The sequence below is a fragment of the Brevibacterium zhoupengii genome, assembly GCF_021117425.1.
GTDB lineage: Bacteria > Actinomycetota > Actinomycetes > Actinomycetales > Brevibacteriaceae > Brevibacterium > Brevibacterium zhoupengii.
Genome location: NZ_CP088298.1, coordinates 782952 through 805570 on the forward strand (window position 1 = coordinate 782952; position 22619 = coordinate 805570).

Consider the following 22619-nt stretch of genomic DNA (forward strand, 5'->3'; position numbering starts at 1 on the left):
GATGAACATGCCGCTGGAATGACGGGAAACCTCGGCGAAGGTGACGATTTCGGGTGACCTGGCGACGGTGTTGGACTATGCTGGCCAAGTTGCCGGAAGCGACCCACAAGGTCGAAGCTCGCTCTTGTGCGTGCCGCTTCTGCACTGCGCATGGTCGCCGATTCCTTCACAAAGGGGTTCGAGTAGGCACCAGCGCAGACGTCACCGCACCATCATTCGCGTGGCCTTCAGTCCTGACCGACCGCTGTTCCAAGCACCGCACGGTGCGGGCACGGTGATCGGCGAACTTCGATGACAGCACTGGTATCCCGCCGGCCGTCACACGACCAAAAGGATCAATCATGACGACTACGACCGAAACCGCCGCAACGACGGCACAGACCTCAGCTCCTGCCATCACCGATGGGGAGATCTTCGCCGCTCATGAAGGCGGAAAGCTCTCCGCCGAGCTCACCCGCCCGCTCGAGACTCAGCGCGATCTCTCGATCGCCTACACGCCAGGCGTGGCCAAGGTCTGCACCGCGATCAAGGACGAGCCCGAACTGGCTCGCACCCACACCTGGACCGGTCGCCTCGTCGCCGTCATCTCCGACGGCTCGGCCGTCCTGGGGCTCGGCGACATCGGCCCCAAGGCCTCACTTCCGGTCATGGAAGGCAAGTGCGCGCTGTTCAAGAGCTTCTCCGGCCTCAACGCCATTCCGATCGTGCTCGACACCAACGATACCGATGAGATCGTCGAGACCATCGTGCGCATGGCCCCCACCTTCGGTGCCATCAACCTCGAGGACATCTCCGCACCGCGCTGCTTCGAGATCGAAGACCGGGTCAAGGCTGCCCTCGACATCCCAGTCATGCACGATGACCAGCACGGCACCGCCGTCGTCGTCCTCGCTGCGCTGACGAACGCACTGCGAGTGGTGGACAAGTCATTCGAGTCATTGCGCGTCGTAGTCTCCGGTGCCGGTGCTGCCGGTGTGGCCGTCGTGAAGATTCTGCGTGATGCCGGCGTCGGCGACGTGGTCGTCCTCGACTCCAAGGGCATCGTCGAAGCTGGCCGCAGCGACCTCACCGAGACCAAGCAGGCACTCGCTTCAGAGACGAATCCTCGCGGCATTGCCGGCGGAATCGATGCCGCGTTGGACTGTGCCGATGCATTCATCGGCGTCTCCGGCGGCACCATCGACGAGGCGCACCTGTCGCAGATGGCCGATGACGCGATCATCTTCGCCCTGTCCAACCCGAACCCCGAGGTTCTGCCCGACATCGCAGCGAAGTACGCGACCGTCGTGGCCACGGGGCGCAGCGACTTCCCGAACCAGATCAACAACGTCCTCGCGTTCCCCGGAATCTTCCGCGGCGCCTTGGACGTGGGAGCCACCGACATCACGGATGCGATGAAGCTCGCCGCCGCGCGTGCGATCGCAGACCTCGTCGGTGACGACCTGCGCCCGGACTACATCGTGCCCGGCGCACTCGATGAACGCGTCGCTCCCGCTGTGGCTGCAGCGGTTGAGTCTGCCGCCGATGCAGATGGTGTTGCTCGGGAGTAAGTTCCCTGAAGTTCTGAACTTCCTGACTGCGACCAGCTGGTTGTAGACAGACGAACGGGCGCCGGTGCTGACGCACCGGCGCCCGTTCTGTCGTTCGTCTCAGGCTGAGTCAGCCCATAGAGTCAGGCCTTGAGGCCAAGCTCAGGAGTCCTTGGGGATCCTCAGGAGTCTTCGGGGGTCTGACCTTGGTGATTGGTATTGGGCCTGACGGCGTCGACTGCGCGTTTCATTGCCGACTTCGTGTCAGCGGGTGCACTCTGCGCTGCCTTCGACACGGCCTGCTTCTGTGACCGGGGTCCGGTGGCGCCCTTGAGCCCCGAAGTGTTCTTCGCATCCTCAGACGCATTGGCTGCGAACAGGGTGTTCCTGATCTCCTGTGTCATCTCGCCCAGGCCACCCGGGTTCGAGGGCATGAACAGCACGTTTGAACGACCCTCTTGGGCCACGTTCTGCATGGTGTCGAAGTACTGGGTCAGCATGAGCAGCTGTTCGGCTGTCCTGTCGATGCCCACCGACTGCAGCTTCGAGTACTGTTCGGCGATGCCTTCGGCAATGGCTTTGCGCTGTGCGGCGACACCTTCACCGTGCAGGCGCATCGCTTCGGACTCCGCCTGTGCCTGAGTGACGCGCTTGATCTTGTCGGCCTCGGCCAAGGACTGCGCGGCCACACGGTCACGCTGGGCTGCATTGATCGAGTTCATGGAATCGCGAACCTTGGAATCCGGGGTGATGTCCGTGACCAGGGTGCTCACGATCTTGAACCCGTAGCGGCGCATCGACTCCGAGAGCCGGCGCTCGACGTTTTCAGCGATATCGTCCTTCGACTCAAACGCCGTGTCCAGGGTCAGGCCCGAGAGCGCTGAGCGTACGGTGTCGAAGACATAGGACCTGATCTGCTCCTCGGAGTTCGCCAGCTTGTAGTAGGCGTCGGTGACGTTCTCCTCCTCGACGACGTACTGCACGGCGACGGGGACTGTGACGAAGACGTTGTCGCTTGTCTTCGACTCGATGTTGACCTCGAGCTGCTGAACTCGCAGGGAGATCGGTTTGCTGATCGTTTCGACGAGGGGCATCTTGAAGTTCAGGCCCGGCTTGGCGACCTTTTTGAACTTGCCGAAGCGCTCGACGATGACGTTCTCCTGGGTCTTGACCGTGAAGAACATGCTGGTCCTCAACTTGCCGAACAACAGTACGGCGAGGATGAGGACGACGACTACGACGGCAATGACGCCTCCGGTGAGAATTTCCATGGCTCCTCCGAGCGTGAGTGGGGTGCGCTGTTTCCTACAACATCTGTTGCTGACCCACTCTAGTCGTGACGGAGACTGCTGCGCGAGGGCCGACTGCTGCGCGAGGGCCGACTGCTGCGAAGGCGGCCGGTCAGTCGGAGACACGAGCCACCTACTGTGCGGTCGTGATCTCCACGCGCAGTTCCGGATGGATGGCTGGGCGTTCGTCCTCAGGGAAGGAATCGACAACCTGATCGACGAGAGGCTGCAGGAAGAGCCTGCCGAGCTGGCGGACCATGGCGGTGACGACCTGTTCGACACGGTCACGGCTGGCCGATGCCTGCCCGGCGTTGCGCATGGCCTCGACGCTTTCCATCGTCAGAGAGGCCAAGCGTGAGATGAGCATTCCGTCAGCGGGCATCTCCAGGACCTGACGTCGCAGGTAGTCGACGACGAGGGGATTGTCCGCGAGCATCTGTGCCACGGTCTCATCGCGGACAGTGACGTCAGCGACCTTGTCGGCCGATTGGGAATCGGCACGATCAAGGGCGGATGCGAAGAGTCCGACGATCCAGGACTCGACCGCTTCCCTGGTGCCCTCCTTCGACCCGAAGTAGTGGCCGATGAGCCCGATGGCGACGCTTGCCTCGGTGGCGATGGCGCGCAGCGGGGTGCCCGCAAAACCCTTGACCGCGAACTGGTGCAGGGCGGCATTGCGAATCCGGGCACGACTTGTCAGGTCGTCGTGGCCGGCATGTGGGAAGCCGAAGTCGTCGGTCTCCGCCATGGCGCTCCTCCCGGCGTGGTCTGTGGTCAGCATCTGTCTGGACGGCCTGTCCCTGACGCTCTGTCCTGGGCAATTCTCGCATCCAGACCATTGAACAATCTTTCAATAGCTTATACAGTCTTTCAATATCAGGGAAGCGCTTCTTGAGTTCAGCAACATTTCGCAGCGTCAGCAGCAGGGTTCGACAGGAGGACCAACCATGAGCGAGCACGATCTTCTGGCCGGTGTCACGGTCATCAATCTCGCGATCAATCTGCCGGGCCCCTACGCGGCCGCCCGCCTGTCAAGCCTCGGAGCGCGGGTGATCAAGGTCGAACCTCCGGCGGGTGACCCGGTCTCCCAGGTTGTCCCCGAGTACTACCGGGAACTGACCTCCGGTCACGAGATCCTCACGTTCAACCTCAAAGAGGACGAAGACATCGCCCGGCTCCACGAACTCGCAGCCGAAGCCGATGTGCTCATCACCGCCATGCGGCCGCGAGCAGCACAATCGCTCGGTCTGCCCTCCATCGTCGACCGCTACGGGCTCGTCCACGTCGAAATCGTCGGATTCGCGGGGGAGCGGGAGGACGTCCCCGGACACGACCTCACCTACCAGGCCGCCCACGGAACTCTCGTGCCCGGCATGACCCCGACAGTTCCCGTCGCTGACATCGTCGGCGGCGAGAGCGCAGCGACTGCAGCACTGGCCGGACTGCACAAACGCGACTCGCAGACAGGTGAGAAGAAGACCGGCATCGTCAATCGCGTCGTGCTCGATGAAGCTGCAGCCCGGGCGGCAGGACCATTCCGGCACGGCCTCAGCTCACCAGGTGGCCCACTGGGTGGGGGATCACCGTTCTACCGAACCTATGACACCGCTGACGGGACCATTGCCGTCGGCTGCGTCGAACCAGTCTTCGCCCAAGCCCTGGCTCAGCACGTCGGCAGCGACCACGCGAGCCTCGAAGCGGCATTCGCCGCAAAGCCCACGAGCCAGTGGATGGAACTGGCCCGAGCCCACGACCTTCCCTTCGAACCGGTCGCCGTGGCCTCGGACCGCGCAGCCGCGGCAGGCACAGCCCCGACCGTCACGCCCGGCACCTGAACCACACGAAGACACACAGACTTCAAGGGGGAGCACCCATGATTCTCGACGGATACCGCGGTACCTGGGAGACACAGGAAACTGATGACCTGCGCGAACTCGTGCGCAACTTCATGAACAAAGAGATCGTGCCCCACCAGGACACCTTCATCGACAACCACCAAGTCGACCGGGAACTGTGGAACCGGGCCGGAGAAGCAGGACTGCTGTGCATCTCCATCCCCGAAGAATACGGAGGAGGCGGCGGCACCTTCGCCCATGAGGCAATCATCCTCCAGGAACAGGGATTCGCCGGCGACGCGGCCTGGGGCAACAGCGTCCACTCCACGATCATCGCCCACTACATCAACACCTTCGGCACGGAGGAGCAGAAGAAGCGGTGGCTGCCCGGAATGGCCACCGGCGAACTGGTGGCCGCGATCGCCATGACCGAACCTGGCACCGGATCTGACCTGCAGAGCGTGAAGACCAAGGCCGTGCGTGATGGCGAGGAGTACGTCATCAACGGCTCGAAGACCTTCATCTCCAATGGCACGCACTGCGACATCCTCGTCATCGTCGCCCGCACAAGCGAAGAGCCCGGCGCCAAGGGCGTCTCCCTGATCGTCGCCGAGGTGGCCGACCTTCCCGGTTTCTCCCGCGGACGCGTACTGGACAAGGTCGGCCAGCGCGGACAGGACACCCGCGAACTGTTCTTCGAGGACATGCGCGTACCCGCAGGCAACGTCCTCGGCGGAGTCGAGGGCCGAGGATTCATCCAGCTCATGCAGCAGCTGCCGCAGGAACGTATGGCGATCGCCGTGGCGGGAGCGACGACTGCCGAGGCCGCAGTGCGCGAAGCGGTGGCCTATGCGAAGGAACGTGAGGCCTTCGGGCAGTCGATCATGAAGTTCCAGAACACGAAGTTCGTCCTCGCCGAATGCGCCACTGAAGTCTTCTCCACCAGGACCTTCGTCGACCATCTCACCCAGCTGCACATCGACGGGAAGCTCACAACCGAACAAGCCTCCGCCGGAAAATACTGGGCCACGGACGCGCAGACCAACGTCATCGACCGCTGCCTGCAGATCTTCGGCGGCTATGGCTACATGATGGAATACCCGATCGCGCGCATGTACGCCGATGCCCGTGTGCAGAAGATCTACGGCGGCACGAACGAGATCATGAAGGAGCTCATCTCCCGCGGACTCTGAGCAGGCTCTCTGAGCAGGATCGGTGCCGCAGTCTATGCATTGGCAGTACATCTGATGTCAGACGTATACTGGAGGTCCGGTGCGGATCGATCTGTGGAGGGCGAGGATGGCGAAGACAACGACATCTGATCGGATCAAGGATCTCATCCTCTCCGATGGACTCAGGCCCGGCGATCCCCTGCCCACCGAAGGGGAACTCTGCGACCGCCTCGGCGTCTCCCGATCGAATGTCAGGGAAGCCATCCGCAAACTGTCGACGCTCGACATCGTCGACGTCCGGCACGGGCACGGAACCTACGTCGGTGAGATGTCCCTCGATGCGCTCGTCGAGGCACTGGTCTTCCGCGGTGTGCTCAGCCCCGGCGATGACCTGCGAGCACTGCGCGACGTCGTCGAAGTCCGCCAGGCCCTCGACTTCGGAATGTCCGAGGCGATCGTGAAGAGTCTGCAGGGCACAGTGAACCCCGAACTCTCAGCTCTTGTCGACGACATGGTCGCCATGGCCAAGGAAGGGCGATCGTTTCCCCAGCAGGATCGGGCCTTCCACACAGGGCTGCTGTCGGCCCTGGACAATTCGCTCGTCGGCCAACTCGTCGCCGCCTTCTGGGACGTGCACACAGCAGTGCTGCCCCGGCTCAACGTCGCCGTGGCCGCCGACCTGGAGCAGACCGCGAAAGCGCACGGGGAGATGCTCGAGGCGGCTCAAGCCGGAGATGTCGAGGCCTTCCATGCCGCGATCACAGTCCACTACGATCCGATTGCCCGAGCCCTCGACCGCGACGTCGACTGAGAGAAGAGAGCTGATGGAAGTCATCATCGCCCCTGAACACGAGCTGTCGACGCTGGTCGCCGACGCAATCGAGGCCCTTGTTCGTGAGAAGCCCTCACCCGTGCTGGGCCTGGCCACCGGATCGAGCCCGCTCAGCGTCTACGATGAGCTGGCGAAGCGTCACGAACGGGACGGACTTTCCTTCGCCGAGGTGCGCGGCTTCATGCTCGACGAATATGTGGGGCTGCCGGCCTCGCATCCACAGCGCTATCGCAATGTGATCGACTCCGAATTCGTCTCGCGCGTGGACTTCGCCAAGGGTGCGGTGCAGGGCCCGGATGGGACGGCTGAGGACCTCGGCGCCGCCTCGGCGGAGTATGACCGTGCCATCGCCGAGGCTGGGGGAGTCGATCTGCAGATCCTCGGTATCGGCACCGACGGTCACCTCGCCTTCAACGAGCCCGGATCATCCCTGTCCTCACGGACGCGGGTGAAGACCTTGGCCCGTCAGACGCGGATCGACAATGCTCGCTTCTTCGACGACGATGTCGACGCAGTCCCGCAGCACTGTCTGACTCAGGGCTTGGGGACGATTCTCGAGGCCCGTCACCTCATGCTCATCGCCACCGGCGGTCATAAGGCAGAAGCCGTGCACCAGATGGTCGAAGGCCCGGTCTCATCGATGTGGCCGGCCACGGTCCTGCAGATGCATCCCCATGTCACAATCCTCGTCGACGACGCGGCCGCCTCGAGGCTGCAGTTGGGCGACTACTACCGACACACCTACGCGAGCAGACTCGAAGGACAGAGGCTCTGAGCTAGGGGCTCACATCTAGCCAGTCAGCCAGCAAGTCAGTCAGTCATTCAATCAGCCAGGCGTGCAGGCGTCGACGAACCAGGATGTGATCGTCGACGGGTGAGTGATCGCTGTGCCCACAACCACGGCCTCGGCACCGGCGGCCAAGGTCGCTGCCGCATCGGCCGGCGAATGGATGCGACCCTCGGCGATCAGCATCGGTCCCAGATCCGCCTCCCGGATCTCACGCACAAGCTCAAGATCGGGACCGGTCGTCGGCGGGCGCTCACCCGAGTATCCGGCCAGAGTGGTGCCGATGAAGTCGGCACCGGCGGCGGCCGCAGATCGCGCATCCTCGAGGCTGCCGCAATCGGCCATGACCAGGGCGTTCGTCTCCTCATGCAAACGTGCGATGGTCTGTGCCAGGCTCAGCCCGTCCGGGCGTGGCCGGCGCGTGCCGTCGAGTGCGACCACATGAGCGCCGGCCAGCGCCACGGCGTGCGCGTGCTGGAAGGTCGGCGTGATGACGACGCCGGAGGAACCGTCCTTCCACAGGCCGATGATCGCAGTCTCCACCGCTGATCGTGTGGCCTGGATGTCGCTGATGCCTTGGATGCGCACGGCGGCCGCACCACCGCGCACAGCCGAGGCCGCGACCTGAGCCATCGTCCGAGGATCCCGCATGGGTTCACCCGGGTAGGCCTGGGCGGAGACGATGAGGCCTCCGCGGAGGGAATCGACGATCTCCTGCTTGGTCAACATCCTTGGGACTCCTCGCTGCTGGTCATTGTGGTCCCGTCGGTGGATCCGCGGCTCTTCGACCACAGGCTCGCCGCGCCGATGAGAGCCGCGTCCTGTCCCAATTGTGCCGGGCGAACGGACAGCCCGCGAGCAGCGGGAATGAGTTCGGCTGCGAACGCTTCACGCAGCGGGGCCCACCACAGCTCACCGGCTCCCGAAAGGCCCCCGCCGATGACGATGACCTCGGGAGACAGCACATTGGCCACACCGCCCAGGGCAGAGCCCAAGGCTCGGCCCGCCTGCTCGAACGCACGTTGTGCCGATGCGTCCCCGGTATCGGCGAGTTCGGCCAGCTCACGTGTCGTAGTCACCCGTAGCCCACCTGGACCGTGTTCCCCGACTGCTCGTTGGTAGGCCGAGAGCACAGCAGGGCCGGAGGCTATCGCCTCCAGATGTCCCCGGCCGCCACAGGGGCAGGGCAGTCCCTGCGCGGCGGCGACCGGAAGGTGACCGATGTGCCCCGCCGCTGCACGGCGGCCCGTGAGCAGACGGTTCTCCGTGATGAATCCGCCCCCGATGCCCGTACCCGCGGCCACAAGCAATGAAATCTGAGTTCCGCGAGCGGCACCGGCCAGAGCCTCCCCGAGGGCATGGGCATGAACATCGTTGACGGCCCGCGCTTCGACCCCGAGCCGCGCCGTGATCTCGGCAGTCAACGCTGTCCCCGCCCAACCGGTAAGCGAGTCCGTGGCCGAGACGACGGATCCCGTGTCGGGATCGATGACCCCCGCGGATCCGATGCCGATGTGCCAGGCGGGGGTGGAACCAGCAGCGGTTGAGACTTCGGTGTCGCGGATGACCTCGCGAGCCACCTCGGCGATGGAGTCGAGGATGGCGCGAGCACCTGCAGCAGCCGGCGTCGGCACCTCCCGGAGATGGTCCACGACACCGTCGATGACGGAACCGGCACGGATCTTCGTGCCTCCGACATCGACGGCGACGACTGGAGCTGAGGTCACAGAAGTCCCTCGGCGGAGATGACCTCCCTGACGCGGTTAGTCTCCTCTGCATCGAGTGCGAGCATCGGCTCGGCCATGCGGTTGGAGGCGATCACGCCCATGAGCTGCAAGGCCGTTTTGAATGCGCCGAGGCCGGCGGCACCGGGGGAGACGCGTCCAGGTGTCGGTGCGGCGGTGATCTGGAACAGGCGGGCCAGACGGTCCTGCTCGGCTGCGACGCTTGTCCAGTCACCGGCTCGGGCGGCGTCGAAGAGGCGAACGTATCCGGCCGGGTCGACATTTCCCAGACCCGGGACGATGCCGGCGGCGCCGCCGAGGAGCGCACCGTCGGCGACCACCTCGTGGCCGGTGAAGACCGCGAAGTCGGGCAGATCGTTCGTCTCGATGAGGAGACGACGGAAGGACACGTCATCGGCCGAGGAATCCTTGACTCCGGCCAGCACACCCTCGCGAGCCAGGCGCACGGTGACGTCATGGGGCAGTTTGGAGTGGGTGCGCACGGGGACGTCGTAGGCGAAGACCGGAACGTCGAGGCGTTTCGCGACCGTGCGGAAGTGCTGCTCGATCTCGGCTGCATCGGACAGCGCATAGAAGGGGGTGGTGACCACAGCGGCGTCTCCGCCGATCGAGAGCAGGCGTTTCGCCTCGTCGAGGACGCGGCCGGTTGTCTGTTCGCTGATGCCGACCAGGATCGGGACCCGACCGTTGGCGGCTTCGAGCGCGGTGGTCAGAACCTGATCGCGTTCGCTCGCGGTGAGATAGGGGACCTCGCCGGAGGAGCCGAGAACGAAGATGCCGTGCACCCCGCCGCGGACGAGATGGTCGACGAGGGCCGAAGTGCCCTCGCGGTCGAGCTCTCCGCGCTCGGTGCGCGGTGTCAGCAGTGGGGGGATGATGCCGTGGAATTCACTCATTGGTCAGTCCTTGCTTGATGTTGTTGCTGTCCCCCGCCGAGGTTGTCGTCGGGGAGGTTGGGATGCGACGTGTGTACTGGTCACGTTTGCCGTAGATCGTCAGTGCGGTCACGTCGTGGTCGGCGCGGCGGGTCTTCGAGCCGGTGAACAGGGAGATGACGTAGCCGAAGACGACGGCGCCGACGAAGGCCACAGCGGAGACTGCGAAGGGTGTCAGGCCTGCGACATCCTGGACGTACCAGGCGACCCCGGCACCGAGTACGAGTCCGCTGAGCACTCCGGCGCTGTTGGCTCGCTTGGTGAAGATGCCGAGCGCGAAGACACCGGCGAGGGGAACCCCGAAGAGTCCGGTGATGGACAGGAAGAGATCCCAGGTTTGGGCCTGATCGGTCGCAGACAGGTAGAGGGCGACCCCGACCGAGAGCGCTCCGACGATGACGATGACGAGTCGGGAGAAGCCGACGCCCGTGCGTGCCAGACCGTTCTTGGGTGGGAAGAACCGGTCCCTGATGTCGACGGTGACGCAGGCGGAGATCGAATTCAGGCTCGACGAGATCGTCGACTGTGCGGCCGCGAAGATCGCGGCGATGAGCAGACCTGAGATGCCTGCCGGCAGTGCGGTGACGGCGAAGTAGGGCACCAGGGCCGAGGTGTTGAATCCTTCGGGCAGAGCCTCGGCGTGCTGGTAGTAGCTGTAGAGGACGGTGCCGATTCCGTAGAACAGGGGAATAGTCAGCAGTGCGAGGAACCCGTTGACGATGAGGGACCGGATCGTGCTCTTCGGAGAATCGGTCGTCTGATAGCGCTGCACCACGTCCTGGCTGGCGGTGTACTGGTGGAGGTTGTTGAACACGGAGCCGAGGAAGACGATCGGGATGGCTGCCGCTGCTCCACCGAACTTCCAGTTGTCGGCCGAGATGAACTTGTCGTCTGCTGCCGCGTCGGCGGCAACTGTGGCCAGACCACCGTCGAGGGCGGCGATGCCGAAGACGAGGATCACGGCTGCGCCGACGAGGAGGATGATGCCCTGCACCACGTCGGACCAGATGACGCCTTCGATGCCGCCGAGGAAGGTGTAGACGACGGAGAGAACGCCGACCGCGGCGGCGACGAGCACGGGGCTGATATTGGTCACCGAGCTGATGGCCAGTGTCGGAAGGTAGATCACGATGGCCACCCGTCCGATGTGGAAGAGCACGAACAGGACCGATCCGAGAACCCGGATGGTGGGCCCGAAGCGTTCTTCGAGGTACTCATAGGCAGTGGTGACGTCGAGCTTGCGGAAGAAGGGGATGTAGAACAGGACGAGCAGCGGCACGATCGCGAAGATGGCGATATTGCCGGCCGCGTAGGACCAGTCTGTGAGGAAGGCCTGCTCGGGCGTGGACATATAGGTGATGGCGGACAGCGTCGTCGCATAGATGCTGAAGCCTGCCGCCCACGCTGGGATGCGACCGTTGGCCTTGAAGAAGGAGTCGGTTCCGGCGCTCGCCTTGCGGGTGAACCAGACCCCGATTCCCAGCGTTGCCAGCAAATAGATGATGATCACGGCCCAATTCAGGCCGCCGAGTCCCGGAGCGTCCATGCTCCCTCCTCACGTGAGTCCGAACGGGCTTGCACCACTGCGAAGACCCGACTGATACATAAGACGTCTGATGTCCTATGTTGCCAATGTACGCTGAATGTGTTCGCGGACACAAGCCTTGGGGGAGGTTCGGGTGGAGGAGCGGCGTCATGCGTGTTGATTTTTCATTGTGAAACTAACTGTGCACAGATATGCTATATGTGTAAGCAGTTAGGAAATAGCGATGCCGAATACAGCACTCCCTGCAACCTTCACGCTCAAGGACGCGCTCCTGGCCGGCGTGCAGAAGCACCATGTGTACACGCTGCTCGAGCAGGGCGAAATCGAGAGAGTAGGGCGAGGGGTCTACATGCGCCCTGGTGTCATTGATCCCGCGTTTACGTCCCTCGCGGCAGCGACGGTCGCGCAAGAATCCGCCACTTTATGTCTTACCAGTGCCCTCGTTCACCACGATCTGAGCGATGCGATACCGTTCGAATCAACCATTGCTCTGCCTCGCGGCACCCGCCCTCCTTCGGGGATTGCCAACGTGAAATGGCACAGTTTCGATTCATCGACCTTCAGTATTGGGCGTGAGCAGATCACGATCGACAATGAACTTTCAGTTTCGGTCTATTCGTCAGAGCGCACCATCATCGACTGCTTCCGTCTCATGCACATCGAGGGAAACGATGTTGCCCATGAGGCACTTCGCCGCTGGCTGCGTCGCCGTGGCAATACTCCATCGGCCTTGCTGAAAACTGCGTCATCGTTCCCGAAGGCACTGCCGAAACTCCGAATCGCACTGGACGTGTTGCTATGACACCTCCTGTTCCACCCAGAGACAGCCCTGCGGGGCGGGCGTACAACGATCTGCGCAATTTGGCGCAACGGCATCAGCGTGACCCGGCTGAGTACATCACTTTGTATGCGTTGGAAGGCCTCCTCGCGCGCATCGCGGCTTCTGAATTTTCACCCGACTTCGTACTCAAAGGTGGAGTGCTCATGGCGGCCTTTGCCTCTCGCAGACCCACACGCGACGTAGGCCTGGCCGCATCTGGCTTTCCCAACGACGTACCTGAGGTAGAGCAACGGATTCGGAAAATTGCCGCGATCACGATTGCGGATGGCCTGGAATTCGACCCGAACTCGGTGCGCGGCGAGCCGATTCGAGATGAAGCCAATTACACAGGTGTTCGTGTGAAGGTCGTTGCGCAACTGGCAACTGCCAAGGTGGCGCTCCATGTTGATATCAACTTTGGTGACCCGATCTGGCCTGCCCCGACAGAGACTGAGCTGCCGCTTCTCCTCGGCGGCACACTGCGATTAACTGGTTACCCAGACCACATGGTGCTCGCTGAAAAGATCGTGACTGCGATCGAACGTGGTGAACTGAACACTCGTTGGCGCGATTTCACGGATATTGTCGCGATTGCGCGCACTCGCAGGATTCGAGGGTCGGACCTGCGGCAAGGTATTGATGCCGTCGCCAACCATCGGAATGTTGAGGTGGAACCGCTTGAGTCCTTGCTGGGAGCAATGCCCAAACTGGTGCAGCTCAAATGGGAAAATTGGAGAAAGCGGCAACGGTTGGAGAGCACCACTCCGGAGAGCTTCCGTGAATTGCTGACTGCGTGCTTCGCCTTCGCCGATCCGGCACTTGCGTCACGCGTGGAACACCTCCAATGGGACCCAGTGGCGCAGAGGTGGAGGGACCTGCCCAGCTGAGCAACCCCTCAAGACCGAGACGGCGGCCATGTGGGAAGATTGAAGGCGTGTCGAAAATTCTTGAGATCCTGACCCCGGAAGGCCTGCCGCCACTGGCCGAACGCCCCGGTGTCTCCTTCATCATGCCGGTCCTCAACGAGGCCGAGCACATTGCCAAAGCGATCACGACGATCCTGGCCCAGGAGTATGAGGGAGACAAGGAAATCGTCCTTGCCCTCGGGCCCTCGACCGACGACACGAACCGCATCATTGCGGACATGGCAGCCAACGATCCGAGGATCCAGACCGTTGACAACCCGCAGGCTGCAACGCCGATCGGCCTCAACCTCGCCATCGCCGCGACCCATCACCCGGTGATCATCCGCGTCGACGCACACTCCGGCCTGCGCACCGACTACACCAAGCAGGCCATCGACACCCTGCTCCAGACCCAGGCCGCGAACTGCGGGGGACTCATGCTCGCCCGCGGTCACACCTCCTTCCAGAAGGCCGTGGCCCGGGCCTACATGTCACCGGTCGGCCTCGGCGGTCCTGCCTACCATTCCGGGGACGAAGCGGGCGAGGCCGAGTCGGCCTACCTCGGCGTCTACCGTCGTGAGGTCTTCGACCACCTCGGCGGCTTTGATGAAGGCATCAAACGTGGACAGGACTGGGAACTCAACCTGCGCATCCGCAACGCGGGCGGGCGCATCTGGTTCAACCCGGACATGGAGGTCACCTACTGGCCACGTGACTCGTGGTCGAAGATCACCCAGCAGTTCTGGGCCACCGGCATCTGGCGCGCTGAACTCATCCGTCGCTACGGATCGGCCAACTCGCTGCGCTACTTCGCGCCACCGGTGCTCGTCCTCGGGATGGGCGCCAGCGTCATCGAAGCCCTCCTGCAGCTCACGGGGCGGACGAAGACATGGCCGAAATTCCTGCGCCGCTTCACCTCTCTGGTCCACGTCCCCAGCTTGGGATACGTGTCAGCAATCCTCGCGACCGCCTCGGCGGCGAAGGACTGCGGACGACGCGAACGCGCCTGGTTCGGCCTCATCCTGCCCACCATGCATCTGTGCTGGGGCGCCGGCTTCCTGCGGGGGCTGGTCACCGGGGCCGGATCGACGAAGGACGGCAGTCGTTGAGCAAGAAGAATCGTCGGTACGGTCGCAGCGAACGTGAACAGAACGCTCGCGCACAGGCCGGAAGCGAACAGCCTGCCGAAGATGCGCTCGAGAGCGGGCGTGGTCCTGTGCCAGAACGTGGTCCGGTGCCCGAGCGTCCGGCGCCGAAGAGCTTCAACGCTCCGCTGTGGGCCGGCATCATCGTCGTCATCGCAGTCCTCGCCGTCCTCGGCTTCAACATGTTCGGCAGCAAAGCCCAACTGACCGTGGACGCGCTCGAAAAGCCCGTGGTCGCCGCCCTCGACGGCGGTTCCGAGGTCTACCCGGCGAACTCTAAGTTCTCCTTCACCGAGAACGCGAAGTTCGGGTACCTGCCCGCACCGACACTGTCGGAACTCGGCGATGGCACCATCGTCGCCGCTAATCCGAAGTCCGCGCCCAAGGCGATGGGGCTCGAGGATGACCTGTCCTCGCTGGATCGTGATTCGTTCCTGGACCAGGACATCAAGCCTCCGCGCAAGAACACCGCACCCGGTGAGCCCATCACCTGGGACCAGATGGTCGATGAGATGTCTGGAGCCACCGTGCTCATGCCCCTGATCGAATCGCCCGAGGTCGCGGCCCCAGCGCTGAAGAAGATCGCCGAGGCTGACATCGCCGATTCGACGATCGTGCGCACCGATGATGCCGAGGTCGCCAAGGCCGCATCCGACGCCGAGGTGGCCGTGATGTTCACCGGTGATCCGACGGCAACATCAAAGCAGTCGTTGTCCGAGGCGGGGTACACGATGATGGCTGTCGATGCGGCAGATGCTTCGACCTGGACCGGCTCGGATCTCGACATCTGGGTCACAGGGGTCAAGGATGAGAAGCAGCTGAAGAAACTCGCCGAGGCTGGGATCTTCGGAGCCCTGAGCACCAACCCGTACTCCATCCAGCCTTCAGAAGTGAAGTCCAACTGAAATTCTGTATGACACCAACGATCAGGAGATGACATGACACAGCCCATCGGCAACCCCTCGCACATCGGAAACCTCGACGCCGCGCAGCTCGGCCCACAGCCGACCTACCTGCCCGATGACCATGCAGATGTGGAGGCGAAGAAGCGCATCGACGCCGGCGAAGAGCCCATCGACATCGTCGCTGGCCTGCCTGCCTCATCCCTGGCCTGGGCGATCCTGGCCGATGAAGCACACAGCGAGGGCCGCCTCGTCGACTCCTACGCCTATGCCCGCGTCGGCTACCACCGTGGTCTCGATGCGCTGCGTGCCGCCGGGTGGCGTGGAGCCGGTCCGATCCCGTGGAAGCACGAGATCAACCGCGGATTCCTGCGCGCGCTCAATGCTCTGGGTCGTGCCGCCGGTGCGATCGGCGAAGGTGAAGAAGCTGCTCGGATCGAAGAGTTCCTGCGCTCGTCCGACCCGGCCGCCATCGATGCGATTGCGGCGGGGGAGTAGGGGCGAGGGCTTCTAGATTGCTACTGGGCTGTGTAGCCGCCATCGACTGGCAACACTGCGCCAGTGATGAAGGCTGCTTCATCTGAGGCGAGGAACAGTGTGGCGTAGGCAACGTCCTCAGGTTTTCCCAACCGACCGATCGGATGTTTTGCGCCCATTAACTCCTTGTAGGCATTGAGTCCTCCAGGTCCCCGAGACCCGAGCTCTTTTACCAACGGAGTCAAAATCGTGCCTGGAGCCACAGCATTCACCCGAATGCTGTCCTTGCCGTAGGTCACCGCATCCTGTTTGGTCAAAGCAACGACGGCTCCCTTGGCGGCGTGATACGGCGTCAATTCTTGTGACCCTACCAATCCATAGATGGACGCGAAGTTCACGATCGAGCCGCCACCTGCATTCTTGAGATGCGGGACGGTGTGTTTGGTCATGAAGAACAGGCCCTTGACATCCACACCCAAAACTGCATCGAGCTCTGCCTCTGAGACTTCGTGTGTAGGTTTGTCCGCACCGGTTACACCAGCGTTATTGATCAAGACATCAATTTGTCCAAACGCCTGAACAACTTCGTCGACGGCGGAACCTACTTGTGCCTCGTTGGAAATATCCACTTTCCAGAACTTGGCTGTTCCACCTTCAGCTTCGATTGCTGCGATTGTCTGCTCTCCACCGTTTTCGTCTATGTCAATGACCGCCACCGATGCACCCTCACGGGCATAGAGCTCAGATTGAGTGCGGCCCATTCCTGCCGCACCGCCGGTGATGATAGCCACCTTATTTTTTAGTCGATTCATTTGAGGTCCCTCTTCGTGAGTGAAATGTGATTCGTTACTCCACTTAGTTTGGGCCACTTGTTGTCACATCAAAGGTCTCAAATTGAGACGTTGAGTGACTCTGCAACTGTGCGAAAGTCTGTAGTGAATACGTTTCCGCCACCTCCTACTGGGCTGACTGGATCGCGGCAGCGTGAACAACACTATTGGACAGGGAGGTTCGATGGGACGGTTACAGGGGAAAGTGGCCATAGTTGCCGGTGCTACTCGCGGTATTGGTTTGTCGATTGCTACACGATTTTTGGAAGAGGGTGCAAAAGGGCTCTTCCCAGATGAGGGTGTAGGTCGGCCGGGCGCGTCGGTCCGCAGATAGACGTCGAGATCTCCCGACGACGGAGGTTCCTACGCCATCCATCCGAAAGACCTCGACGTGTCCGACGCTACCCCGCCGGCCGGCTTCGGCCGCCCTGACCTGACCGCCTTCGCGTCTTATCCCAATCGACTCTGATCGGGTCTGCTGATCCTCTCGACGAGAACGCAGCGACATCACAGCCACCCAACCCCGACCGTCCGGGAAGCCGGGACACGTCACATGGCCTATGCTGCGGGCGTGTCGAGTGGGTCGTCCAGGGGCTACGCAGGAGCGTCGACGCGACGTGCTGAGAGCTGGTTCCAGTCGAGTACTAGCACACCGGCTACAGGCATGGCGATAGGTCAGGAACGGCGTCGCTCCCTACGCAGGAGGGAGCGCAGAGTCTCGGCGTTCGCGTAGCCGACCCGTAGCGCGATCTCGGCGGAGGTGAGGTCCGTGGTTGCTGAGAGGTGCCGAGCTCGCTCGATGCGAAGCCGTTGGACGAAGCCGAGCGGAGTGAGGTTGAGCGCCGCACGGACTCGTCGTTCGAGGGTGCGCCGGCTGGTGCCGAGCGACTGCGCGACGAAGGCGACGTTGAACGGTTCGTCCAGGCGGGCGCGCACGAAGCGTTCGAACTCGACGACGATCGGGTCCTCGTGCCGGAGATGTTCGTAGGCGACGAAGGCCGCCTGCGACGGGCGCTCGTCGATGATGAGGAGCTTGGCGACGTGTTGGGCCAGGTCGGGGCTGATCGATCGCACGAGTGAGAGCGCGAGGTCGATGTGGGCGAACGCGGCGCCGGCGGTGACGAGGTTCCCGTCGACCACGACCATGGTGTCGAGATCGAGGGCGACGGTCGGATAGCGCTTCAGGAACTCCGGCCCCAGGAACCAGCTGGTCGTCGCCCGCCGATGATGCATCCGTCCGGTCTCGGCGACAGCGAACACGCCGGTGCACGCCGCGGCGATCCGGGTGGTCGCCTCGTCGAGGCGCCCGAGCGAGGCGATGACCGAACGAGCATCTCGGCTCTGGAGGGCGTCGTTGGTAGCGGCGGCCGTAAGGGTTCCAAGCGCAGGGACGACGACCACGTCGAACTCTGCGGACTCCGACAGCGGGTGGTCCACCGACAGGGTCATCGATGCCGTCGTGGTCACTCGCCGTTTCGGTCCGAGGATGGCGAGTTTGATCGGGTCGATCCGCGGGTCGACATCGCCGCGGGCTCCGTCGGCCACCCGCACGATGTCGATGATCGACGCGATAGCCGAACCGAAGCAGCCGTCGATCGCGATCAGTCCGATACGCATGACGTAAACAATAGCAATACTGCCGTATACGCCACTACCCACCGGCCCTCGCTCGTCATACGCTGAACTTGTCCCACGAAGAACCCCGACGTCAAGGAGAGTCCCTCATGTCCACACCCGCATCACTTCCGTATGCCTTCGTCGCCAAGATCGTCGCGGCCGATGGCCAGCACGACGCGGTCGCCGATCTGCTCGCCGGCGCTGTCGCACTCGCCAACGAAGAAGTAGGAACGATTGTCTGGTTCGCGGTCAGGACCCACGCCGACACCTTCTGGATCTTCGATGCATTCCCCGACGAGGCCGCTCGCGACGCCCACGCCAACGGCGCCATCGTCGCAGCCCTGACGGCCAACCAGCACCTCCTCAGCGCAGCACCCGAGATCCTGGCGGCCGACGTCCTCGCGTCCAAGCTCCCGTAGTCCGCCAACGCACGAGACGATCGCGCCCCGCCGAGCCGTCGCCAGGTCGCGACGCAACGCCACGCTGCGTTGCCGAGCGGCGCGAGGCCTATCGGCACACGGACAGGATGCCGGCCGCGAGCGCTCAGCCGGCGAGGGTCCGTCGCAGAGGAGAGCGACGTCGGTGTCGGGCAGAGCCGTGAGGCCAGCGCATCGCGCGACCACCAGAACCGAACAGCCCCTGCCCTGCGTTTCCGCAGGTCAGGGGCTGTTCGCCGGAGCCGCCTGTCGGAATCGAACCGACGACCTAATCACGTCGGCTTTGCGTCTATCGCTTGATGCGCCCACTGGGCGAACGAACCGCTGACCTGCGCAAACGCCGAGCGTGGGGGACGCCGCCATCCGGTGGTGACCGACGACGACCGACCAGTACCGACCGTTTCACCGGAGCTTGCGGCGGCGTCGAAGCCGAGCAAGCTCCATTCCTTTAGCTCACCGCGCCCTCCTCCTCGCCGGTCCCGTCGTCGTCGAAGACGTTTCAGGGGTCTTCCAGGTCGGCGGTCAGTCGCTGGAGGGTGATGAACAGGTGCGCGGCGGTGACCAGGGTGGTGTGGTGGTGCCAGCCAGCCCAGGTGCGGCCTTCGAAGTGGTCCAGTCCGAGGCCGTGCTTGAGCTCACGGTAGTCGTGCTCGATCCGCCAGCGGATCTTGCCCAGCCGGACCAGCTCGGCGATCGGGGTGTCGGCCGGCAGGGTGGACAGCCAGTAGTCGGTGGGTGCTTCGGCGCCTTCTGGCCATTCGACCAGCAGCCAGCACTGCGGCAGGGATCCGTCCGGGTTGCGGGGCAGGTTCCGGTTGGCCGGGCGTGCCCGCACCGCGGTGAACCGGGTGGCTAGGGTGCCACGGGAACCGGCCCGCCAGGACACCTGCTCGAAGGCCTCCGGATCCAGGGGCGCGGCCAGGTCCTTGGCCTGGAGCGGGCCGTCTCGGTAGCTGGCCCGGGCCGGGGGGCGGCCGCGCCCGGAGTAGGCCGGGAACTCGAAGGTGGCCTCGGCCGGGTGCACGCTGGTGGCTCCCTTGACCTGCACGATGTAGTCGATGCCCCGCTCGGTCAGGCCGGTGCGGAAGGCGCCGTTGTCCCCGTAACCGGCGTCGGCACAGATCACCGGCGGCGGGGCCAGCCCCCAACAGGCGAGTTCGTCGAGCATCTCCAACGCCAGTTCCCACTTGGGCCGGTGCCGCACCGTGTCCGGGATGGCGGCCTTCGCCCGTCGTGCCGCGGCGTGTTCGGCGTCCTCGTTGGTCTCGGCGCACACATCGTCCCAGGACTCGGGCAAAAACAGCCGCCAGCCCAGCGGGCAAGACGCGGCATCGGTCGCCGCGTGCACGCTCACCCCGATCTGGCAGTTGGCGACCTTGCCCAGCGACCCGGAGTACTGACGGGCCACCCCCGGGGAGGCCGGCCCGTCCTTGGGGAAACCGGTGTCATCGATCACCCACGCCTGCGGCTGGACCAACCCGATCGCCTTGGCCGCCAGGCGCCGGCGGACCGGCTCCACGGCCCAGTGCGAGGACGACACGAACTGCTGCAGCTACTGGTAGTCGATCCCGAGCCGCTCGCCCATCGGCTGCATCGACTTGCGCCGGCCCTCCAGCATCAAACCCCGCAGGTACAACCCGCCCTTGGCCCGCTGGTCCTTCCGGGACAGCGAGGCGAACACCTCGGCCACGAACGACTCCAACTCACCCCGCACCCACTCAATCTCGTCCTGACGCATGCGGCGCGATTAACAGGACCCGACACAGATTAAAAGACCTAACCAAGTACTACTAGCCACGACCCCCTTCTCCACGGGAACCATACTTGGTAAAGCGGGGATGGTCGCCGATTGTTTCGACGAGATGTTCTGCGATTGCAAGTGACGAAGTTGCACCGGGCGAGGGCGCATTGCGCACTAGGGTCGCGCTACCGATGTCCTCGATGACGAAGTCATCGAGGAGGCGGCCATGTCGATCCATGGCCTGTGCGCGGATGCCGCGGGTAATGGGTGTGGATACGGCTCCTTCCAGGCTGGGCACATATGCTGCAGCACCGGCCAGGAACTTCTGACGGGAAAGAACCGCACCGAACTCCTGCACCGCGGCGTGCATATTTTGCCCGGCGAACTTCCAGAAGCCCGGGCTGGCCGCCACGTCGATGCTGTCCTTGAGCCCAATCCGCCAGCCGTTGTAGTTCTCCCGACCAAAAGACAAGAACGCGTTGGGGCCGACGAGCATCTCCCCGTCTACCCGCTTAGTGAGGTGAACCCCTAAGAATGGGTATGCCGGATCCGGCACCGGATACACCAGGCCATTCAGGATGTTTCGATGTTCGGGGGCCAACTGCGAGTACTGGCCAAAGAACGGCACGATCTTAGGATAGGCAGCCCCTCCTGCCAGACGCGCGACTCGGTCGGACTGCAGTCCGGCGCAAGCGATGAGGTGATCAAAGGTGTGGATGCTTTGCTCACCGCCACGCGCCACGGTTACTGCACAACCCTGTTCCCTATTGGCAATGGAGACGACCTCGGCCCCCAGAATCACCCGCCCCCCAGCGCGCTGGACGTCATCAATGAGCGCGCGCGTGACCGCGGCGTAATCGATAATCGCGGTATGGGGTGAGTGCAGTGCCATTCGGCCGACTGCGTTAGGTTCAACGCTTCGGATGCCTTCGGGACCGAGTAGTTCGACGTCGGGCACACCGTTGGCTAGCGCCTTCTCCTTGATATCCCGCAGTCGGGCTTCTTCCTCCGGTGTTAGTGCCACCACGATCTTGCCGCATTTGTCGAACGGCAAGTTCTTTTCGCCGGCGTAGTCGTGCAATAGGTCAACGCCTCGGCGGCACAGGCGCGCTTTGAGGCTACCGGGCTGATAGTACAGTCCGGCATGGACGACACCTGAGTTGTGTCCAGTCTGGTGGTCAGCCACGGCATCTGCCTTGTCAAGGACGGTGACCTCTGCGCCCGGAAATCGATGGGTGATCTCGCGGGCCACGGCGGCGCCGATGATTCCTGCGCCGATCACCCCGAACGAATATGTGGACATTGTTGGATTGCTCCTTTGAAATAGACTCTGGTGCTGGATTTGGGATACTGGAGGAATGGATACTGTCAGTCGTGGTGTGAGCTTGACCGATCAGGCTGTCGAATCGATCAGGGGCGCCATCATCAAGGGCGACTTGGTCCCTGACCGGCTGTACACCGGTTCAGAGCTGGCTCGCCAGCTGGGCGTGTCTCGTACGCCCATCCGTGAGGCGTTGCAGGTCCTCTCGCGGCGCGGCATGGTCATCATCGAGAAGAACCGCGGGGTGCGCGTGCTCAATACCTCAGTCAAATCATTGATCGAGGTGTTCCAAGTGCGGTTGATGCTCGAGGTTCCGATGTCTCGGCGTGCAGCACAGTTGAAGACAGACAGTTCCGTGGCGGAGTTCGAGGCCGCCGTGGAGCTGTTTCGTGTCGCGGCGGAGTCGGGCGACCCCGGAGCCGTCCTGCGCGCGGATCGTGACTTCCATGGTGCTTTGATGGCCGGCGCCGGGAACGACAAGGCGCGGGAGCTGCTCCAGGAGGAGCGCGACTTCGTGCTCAGCACCGGAGTAGGTACGGTCCCCACCTCGCGCACCGCGATGGAGTGCTTTGATGACCACGCCGACATCATCGCCGCATACCGCCGAGGGGACGCCGTGGCCGTCGGCCGTGCCGTATCGCGACACATTGCCAATACCGTCCGAATCTTGATTCGCCAGGAAACGCGGAATCGTCCCGAATTCGGCGAGGTCGACGCCGACGAAGCCATCAATTGGCTGACGCAGCAATGCTGA

General features: G+C 63.5%; 21 protein-coding genes and 1 pseudogene. 12 read left to right on the forward strand and 10 right to left on the reverse strand.

Features of this window, described 5'->3' with window-relative positions; translation table 11 throughout:
- Window positions 1–341 precede the first annotated feature (341 nt).
- On the forward strand, window positions 342–1550 hold the full coding sequence (locus LQ788_RS03465) for an NAD(P)-dependent malic enzyme (protein ID WP_231445302.1): 1209 nt from the start codon (window positions 342–344) through the stop codon (window positions 1548–1550).
- A gap of 161 nt (window positions 1551–1711) precedes the next feature.
- Here the strand turns inward: LQ788_RS03465 and LQ788_RS03470 are convergent, their stop codons facing one another.
- Both LQ788_RS03470 and LQ788_RS03475 read right to left on the reverse strand, forming a co-directional pair.
- Window positions 1712–2800, reverse strand: coding sequence for an SPFH domain-containing protein (locus LQ788_RS03470; protein WP_231445303.1), 1089 nt, complete (start codon window positions 2798–2800; stop codon window positions 1712–1714).
- A 151-nt stretch (window positions 2801–2951) separates the two neighbouring features.
- A complete protein-coding gene (locus LQ788_RS03475; RefSeq protein WP_231445304.1) occupies window positions 2952–3566 on the reverse strand; it encodes a TetR/AcrR family transcriptional regulator in 615 nt (204 codons plus the stop codon).
- A 199-nt stretch (window positions 3567–3765) separates the two neighbouring features.
- On the opposite strand from LQ788_RS03475, the gene LQ788_RS03480 reads away from it, so the two are divergent.
- The 4 genes from LQ788_RS03480 to nagB all read left to right on the forward strand — a co-directional run bounded on the left by LQ788_RS03480 (window position 3766) and on the right by nagB (window position 7432).
- Window positions 3766–4653, forward strand: coding sequence for a CoA transferase (locus LQ788_RS03480; RefSeq protein WP_231445305.1), 888 nt, complete (start codon window positions 3766–3768; stop codon window positions 4651–4653).
- Window positions 4654–4691: 38 nt separating this feature from the next.
- Window positions 4692–5846, forward strand: coding sequence for an acyl-CoA dehydrogenase family protein (locus LQ788_RS03485; protein WP_231445306.1), 1155 nt, complete (start codon window positions 4692–4694; stop codon window positions 5844–5846).
- 106 nt (window positions 5847–5952) lie between these two features.
- Entirely contained in the window at window positions 5953–6636 is a 684-nt protein-coding gene (locus tag LQ788_RS03490; protein WP_231445307.1) for a FadR/GntR family transcriptional regulator, read from the forward strand.
- 13 nt (window positions 6637–6649) lie between these two features.
- Complete coding sequence (gene nagB, locus LQ788_RS03495; protein ID WP_231445308.1) at window positions 6650–7432, forward strand: glucosamine-6-phosphate deaminase; 783 nt, start codon at window positions 6650–6652, stop codon at window positions 7430–7432.
- 51 nt (window positions 7433–7483) lie between these two features.
- Here nagB and LQ788_RS03500 read toward each other — a convergent pair whose 3' ends face one another.
- Genes LQ788_RS03500 through LQ788_RS03515 form a run of 4 tightly spaced genes read right to left on the reverse strand, consistent with a single transcriptional unit; the run spans window position 7484 to window position 11670 of the window.
- Window positions 7484–8173, reverse strand: a complete 690-nt coding sequence (locus LQ788_RS03500; RefSeq protein ID WP_231445309.1) for an N-acetylmannosamine-6-phosphate 2-epimerase — start codon at window positions 8171–8173, stop codon at window positions 7484–7486.
- Entirely contained in the window at window positions 8167–9171 is a 1005-nt protein-coding gene (locus LQ788_RS03505) for an ROK family protein (protein ID WP_231445311.1), read from the reverse strand. The genes LQ788_RS03500 and LQ788_RS03505 overlap by 7 nt, the downstream gene beginning before the upstream one ends.
- Window positions 9168–10085, reverse strand: coding sequence for a dihydrodipicolinate synthase family protein (locus LQ788_RS03510; protein ID WP_231445313.1), 918 nt, complete (start codon window positions 10083–10085; stop codon window positions 9168–9170). Before LQ788_RS03510 ends, LQ788_RS03505 begins: the two co-directional genes overlap by 4 nt.
- Entirely contained in the window at window positions 10078–11670 is a 1593-nt protein-coding gene (locus LQ788_RS03515) for a sodium:solute symporter (protein ID WP_231445316.1), read from the reverse strand. Before LQ788_RS03515 ends, LQ788_RS03510 begins: the two co-directional genes overlap by 8 nt.
- Window positions 11671–11893: 223 nt before the next feature.
- Here LQ788_RS03515 and LQ788_RS03520 point away from each other — a divergent pair, with 223 nt between their 5' ends.
- The 5 genes from LQ788_RS03520 to LQ788_RS03540 are packed head-to-tail and all read left to right on the forward strand — an operon-like array spanning window position 11894 to window position 15940.
- Entirely contained in the window at window positions 11894–12472 is a 579-nt protein-coding gene (locus LQ788_RS03520; RefSeq protein ID WP_231445319.1) for a type IV toxin-antitoxin system AbiEi family antitoxin domain-containing protein, read from the forward strand.
- A complete protein-coding gene (locus tag LQ788_RS03525) occupies window positions 12469–13377 on the forward strand; it encodes a nucleotidyl transferase AbiEii/AbiGii toxin family protein (protein WP_231445321.1) in 909 nt (302 codons plus the stop codon). The genes LQ788_RS03520 and LQ788_RS03525 overlap by 4 nt, the downstream gene beginning before the upstream one ends.
- Window positions 13378–13424: 47 nt before the next feature.
- Window positions 13425–14504 carry a glycosyltransferase family 2 protein gene (locus tag LQ788_RS03530; protein ID WP_231445323.1) on the forward strand — a complete coding sequence of 360 codons (1080 nt, stop codon included), beginning with the start codon at window positions 13425–13427 and terminating at the stop codon, window positions 14502–14504.
- Window positions 14501–15445 carry a hypothetical protein gene (locus LQ788_RS03535; protein ID WP_231445325.1) on the forward strand — a complete coding sequence of 315 codons (945 nt, stop codon included), beginning with the start codon at window positions 14501–14503 and terminating at the stop codon, window positions 15443–15445. Before LQ788_RS03530 ends, LQ788_RS03535 begins: the two co-directional genes overlap by 4 nt.
- 33 nt (window positions 15446–15478) lie before the next feature.
- Window positions 15479–15940 (forward strand): DUF3151 domain-containing protein, encoded by a 462-nt coding sequence (locus LQ788_RS03540; protein WP_096161040.1) that lies wholly within the window; start codon window positions 15479–15481, stop codon window positions 15938–15940.
- Window positions 15941–15960: 20 nt separating this feature from the next.
- On the opposite strand, the gene LQ788_RS03545 is transcribed toward LQ788_RS03540, so the two are convergent.
- Both LQ788_RS03545 and LQ788_RS03550 read right to left on the reverse strand, forming a co-directional pair.
- Window positions 15961–16731 carry an SDR family NAD(P)-dependent oxidoreductase gene (locus tag LQ788_RS03545; RefSeq protein WP_231445327.1) on the reverse strand — a complete coding sequence of 257 codons (771 nt, stop codon included), beginning with the start codon at window positions 16729–16731 and terminating at the stop codon, window positions 15961–15963.
- A gap of 693 nt (window positions 16732–17424) precedes the next feature.
- A complete protein-coding gene (locus LQ788_RS03550) occupies window positions 17425–18366 on the reverse strand; it encodes a GlxA family transcriptional regulator (protein WP_193518590.1) in 942 nt (313 codons plus the stop codon).
- A 107-nt stretch (window positions 18367–18473) separates the two neighbouring features.
- On the opposite strand from LQ788_RS03550, the gene LQ788_RS03555 reads away from it, so the two are divergent.
- The gene (locus tag LQ788_RS03555; RefSeq protein WP_231445328.1) at window positions 18474–18785 is read left to right on the forward strand and encodes a putative quinol monooxygenase; all 312 of its coding nucleotides are present in this window, start codon (window positions 18474–18476) and stop codon (window positions 18783–18785) included.
- Window positions 18786–19302: 517 nt separating this feature from the next.
- On the opposite strand, the pseudogene LQ788_RS03560 reads toward LQ788_RS03555, so the two are convergent.
- Window positions 19303–20541 (reverse strand): annotated as a pseudogene (locus LQ788_RS03560) (IS701 family transposase).
- 52 nt (window positions 20542–20593) lie between these two features.
- On the reverse strand, window positions 20594–21847 hold the full coding sequence (gene lhgO / locus LQ788_RS03565) for an L-2-hydroxyglutarate oxidase (RefSeq protein ID WP_231445329.1): 1254 nt from the start codon (window positions 21845–21847) through the stop codon (window positions 20594–20596).
- Window positions 21848–21902: 55 nt separating this feature from the next.
- On the opposite strand from lhgO, the gene LQ788_RS03570 reads away from it, so the two are divergent.
- Complete coding sequence (locus LQ788_RS03570; RefSeq protein ID WP_231445330.1) at window positions 21903–22619, forward strand: GntR family transcriptional regulator; 717 nt, start codon at window positions 21903–21905, stop codon at window positions 22617–22619.

Bases quoted from the DNA above. Each gene is read 5' to 3' on its own strand.
- LQ788_RS03520 (WP_231445319.1), top strand. From the start codon at position 11,894: ATGCCGAATACAGCACTCCCTGCAACCTTCACGCTCAAGGACGCGCTC.
- LQ788_RS03525 (WP_231445321.1), top strand. From the start codon at position 12,469: ATGACACCTCCTGTTCCACCCAGAGACAGCCCTGCGGGGCGGGCGTAC.
- LQ788_RS03515 (WP_231445316.1), bottom strand. From the start codon at position 11,670: ATGGACGCTCCGGGACTCGGCGGCCTGAATTGGGCCGTGATCATCATC.
- LQ788_RS03550 (WP_193518590.1), bottom strand. From the start codon at position 18,366: ATGCGTATCGGACTGATCGCGATCGACGGCTGCTTCGGTTCGGCTATC.
- LQ788_RS03485 (WP_231445306.1), top strand. From the start codon at position 4,692: ATGATTCTCGACGGATACCGCGGTACCTGGGAGACACAGGAAACTGAT.
- nagB (WP_231445308.1), top strand. From the start codon at position 6,650: ATGGAAGTCATCATCGCCCCTGAACACGAGCTGTCGACGCTGGTCGCC.
- LQ788_RS03465 (WP_231445302.1), top strand. From the start codon at position 342: ATGACGACTACGACCGAAACCGCCGCAACGACGGCACAGACCTCAGCT.
- LQ788_RS03555 (WP_231445328.1), top strand. From the start codon at position 18,474: ATGTCCACACCCGCATCACTTCCGTATGCCTTCGTCGCCAAGATCGTC.
- LQ788_RS03545 (WP_231445327.1), bottom strand. From the start codon at position 16,731: ATGAATCGACTAAAAAATAAGGTGGCTATCATCACCGGCGGTGCGGCA.
- LQ788_RS03570 (WP_231445330.1), top strand. From the start codon at position 21,903: ATGGATACTGTCAGTCGTGGTGTGAGCTTGACCGATCAGGCTGTCGAA.
- LQ788_RS03470 (WP_231445303.1), bottom strand. From the start codon at position 2,800: ATGGAAATTCTCACCGGAGGCGTCATTGCCGTCGTAGTCGTCGTCCTC.
- LQ788_RS03490 (WP_231445307.1), top strand. From the start codon at position 5,953: ATGGCGAAGACAACGACATCTGATCGGATCAAGGATCTCATCCTCTCC.
- LQ788_RS03510 (WP_231445313.1), bottom strand. From the start codon at position 10,085: ATGAGTGAATTCCACGGCATCATCCCCCCACTGCTGACACCGCGCACC.
- LQ788_RS03480 (WP_231445305.1), top strand. From the start codon at position 3,766: ATGAGCGAGCACGATCTTCTGGCCGGTGTCACGGTCATCAATCTCGCG.
- LQ788_RS03500 (WP_231445309.1), bottom strand. From the start codon at position 8,173: ATGTTGACCAAGCAGGAGATCGTCGATTCCCTCCGCGGAGGCCTCATC.
- lhgO (WP_231445329.1), bottom strand. From the start codon at position 21,847: ATGTCCACATATTCGTTCGGGGTGATCGGCGCAGGAATCATCGGCGCC.
- LQ788_RS03475 (WP_231445304.1), bottom strand. From the start codon at position 3,566: ATGGCGGAGACCGACGACTTCGGCTTCCCACATGCCGGCCACGACGAC.
- LQ788_RS03540 (WP_096161040.1), top strand. From the start codon at position 15,479: ATGACACAGCCCATCGGCAACCCCTCGCACATCGGAAACCTCGACGCC.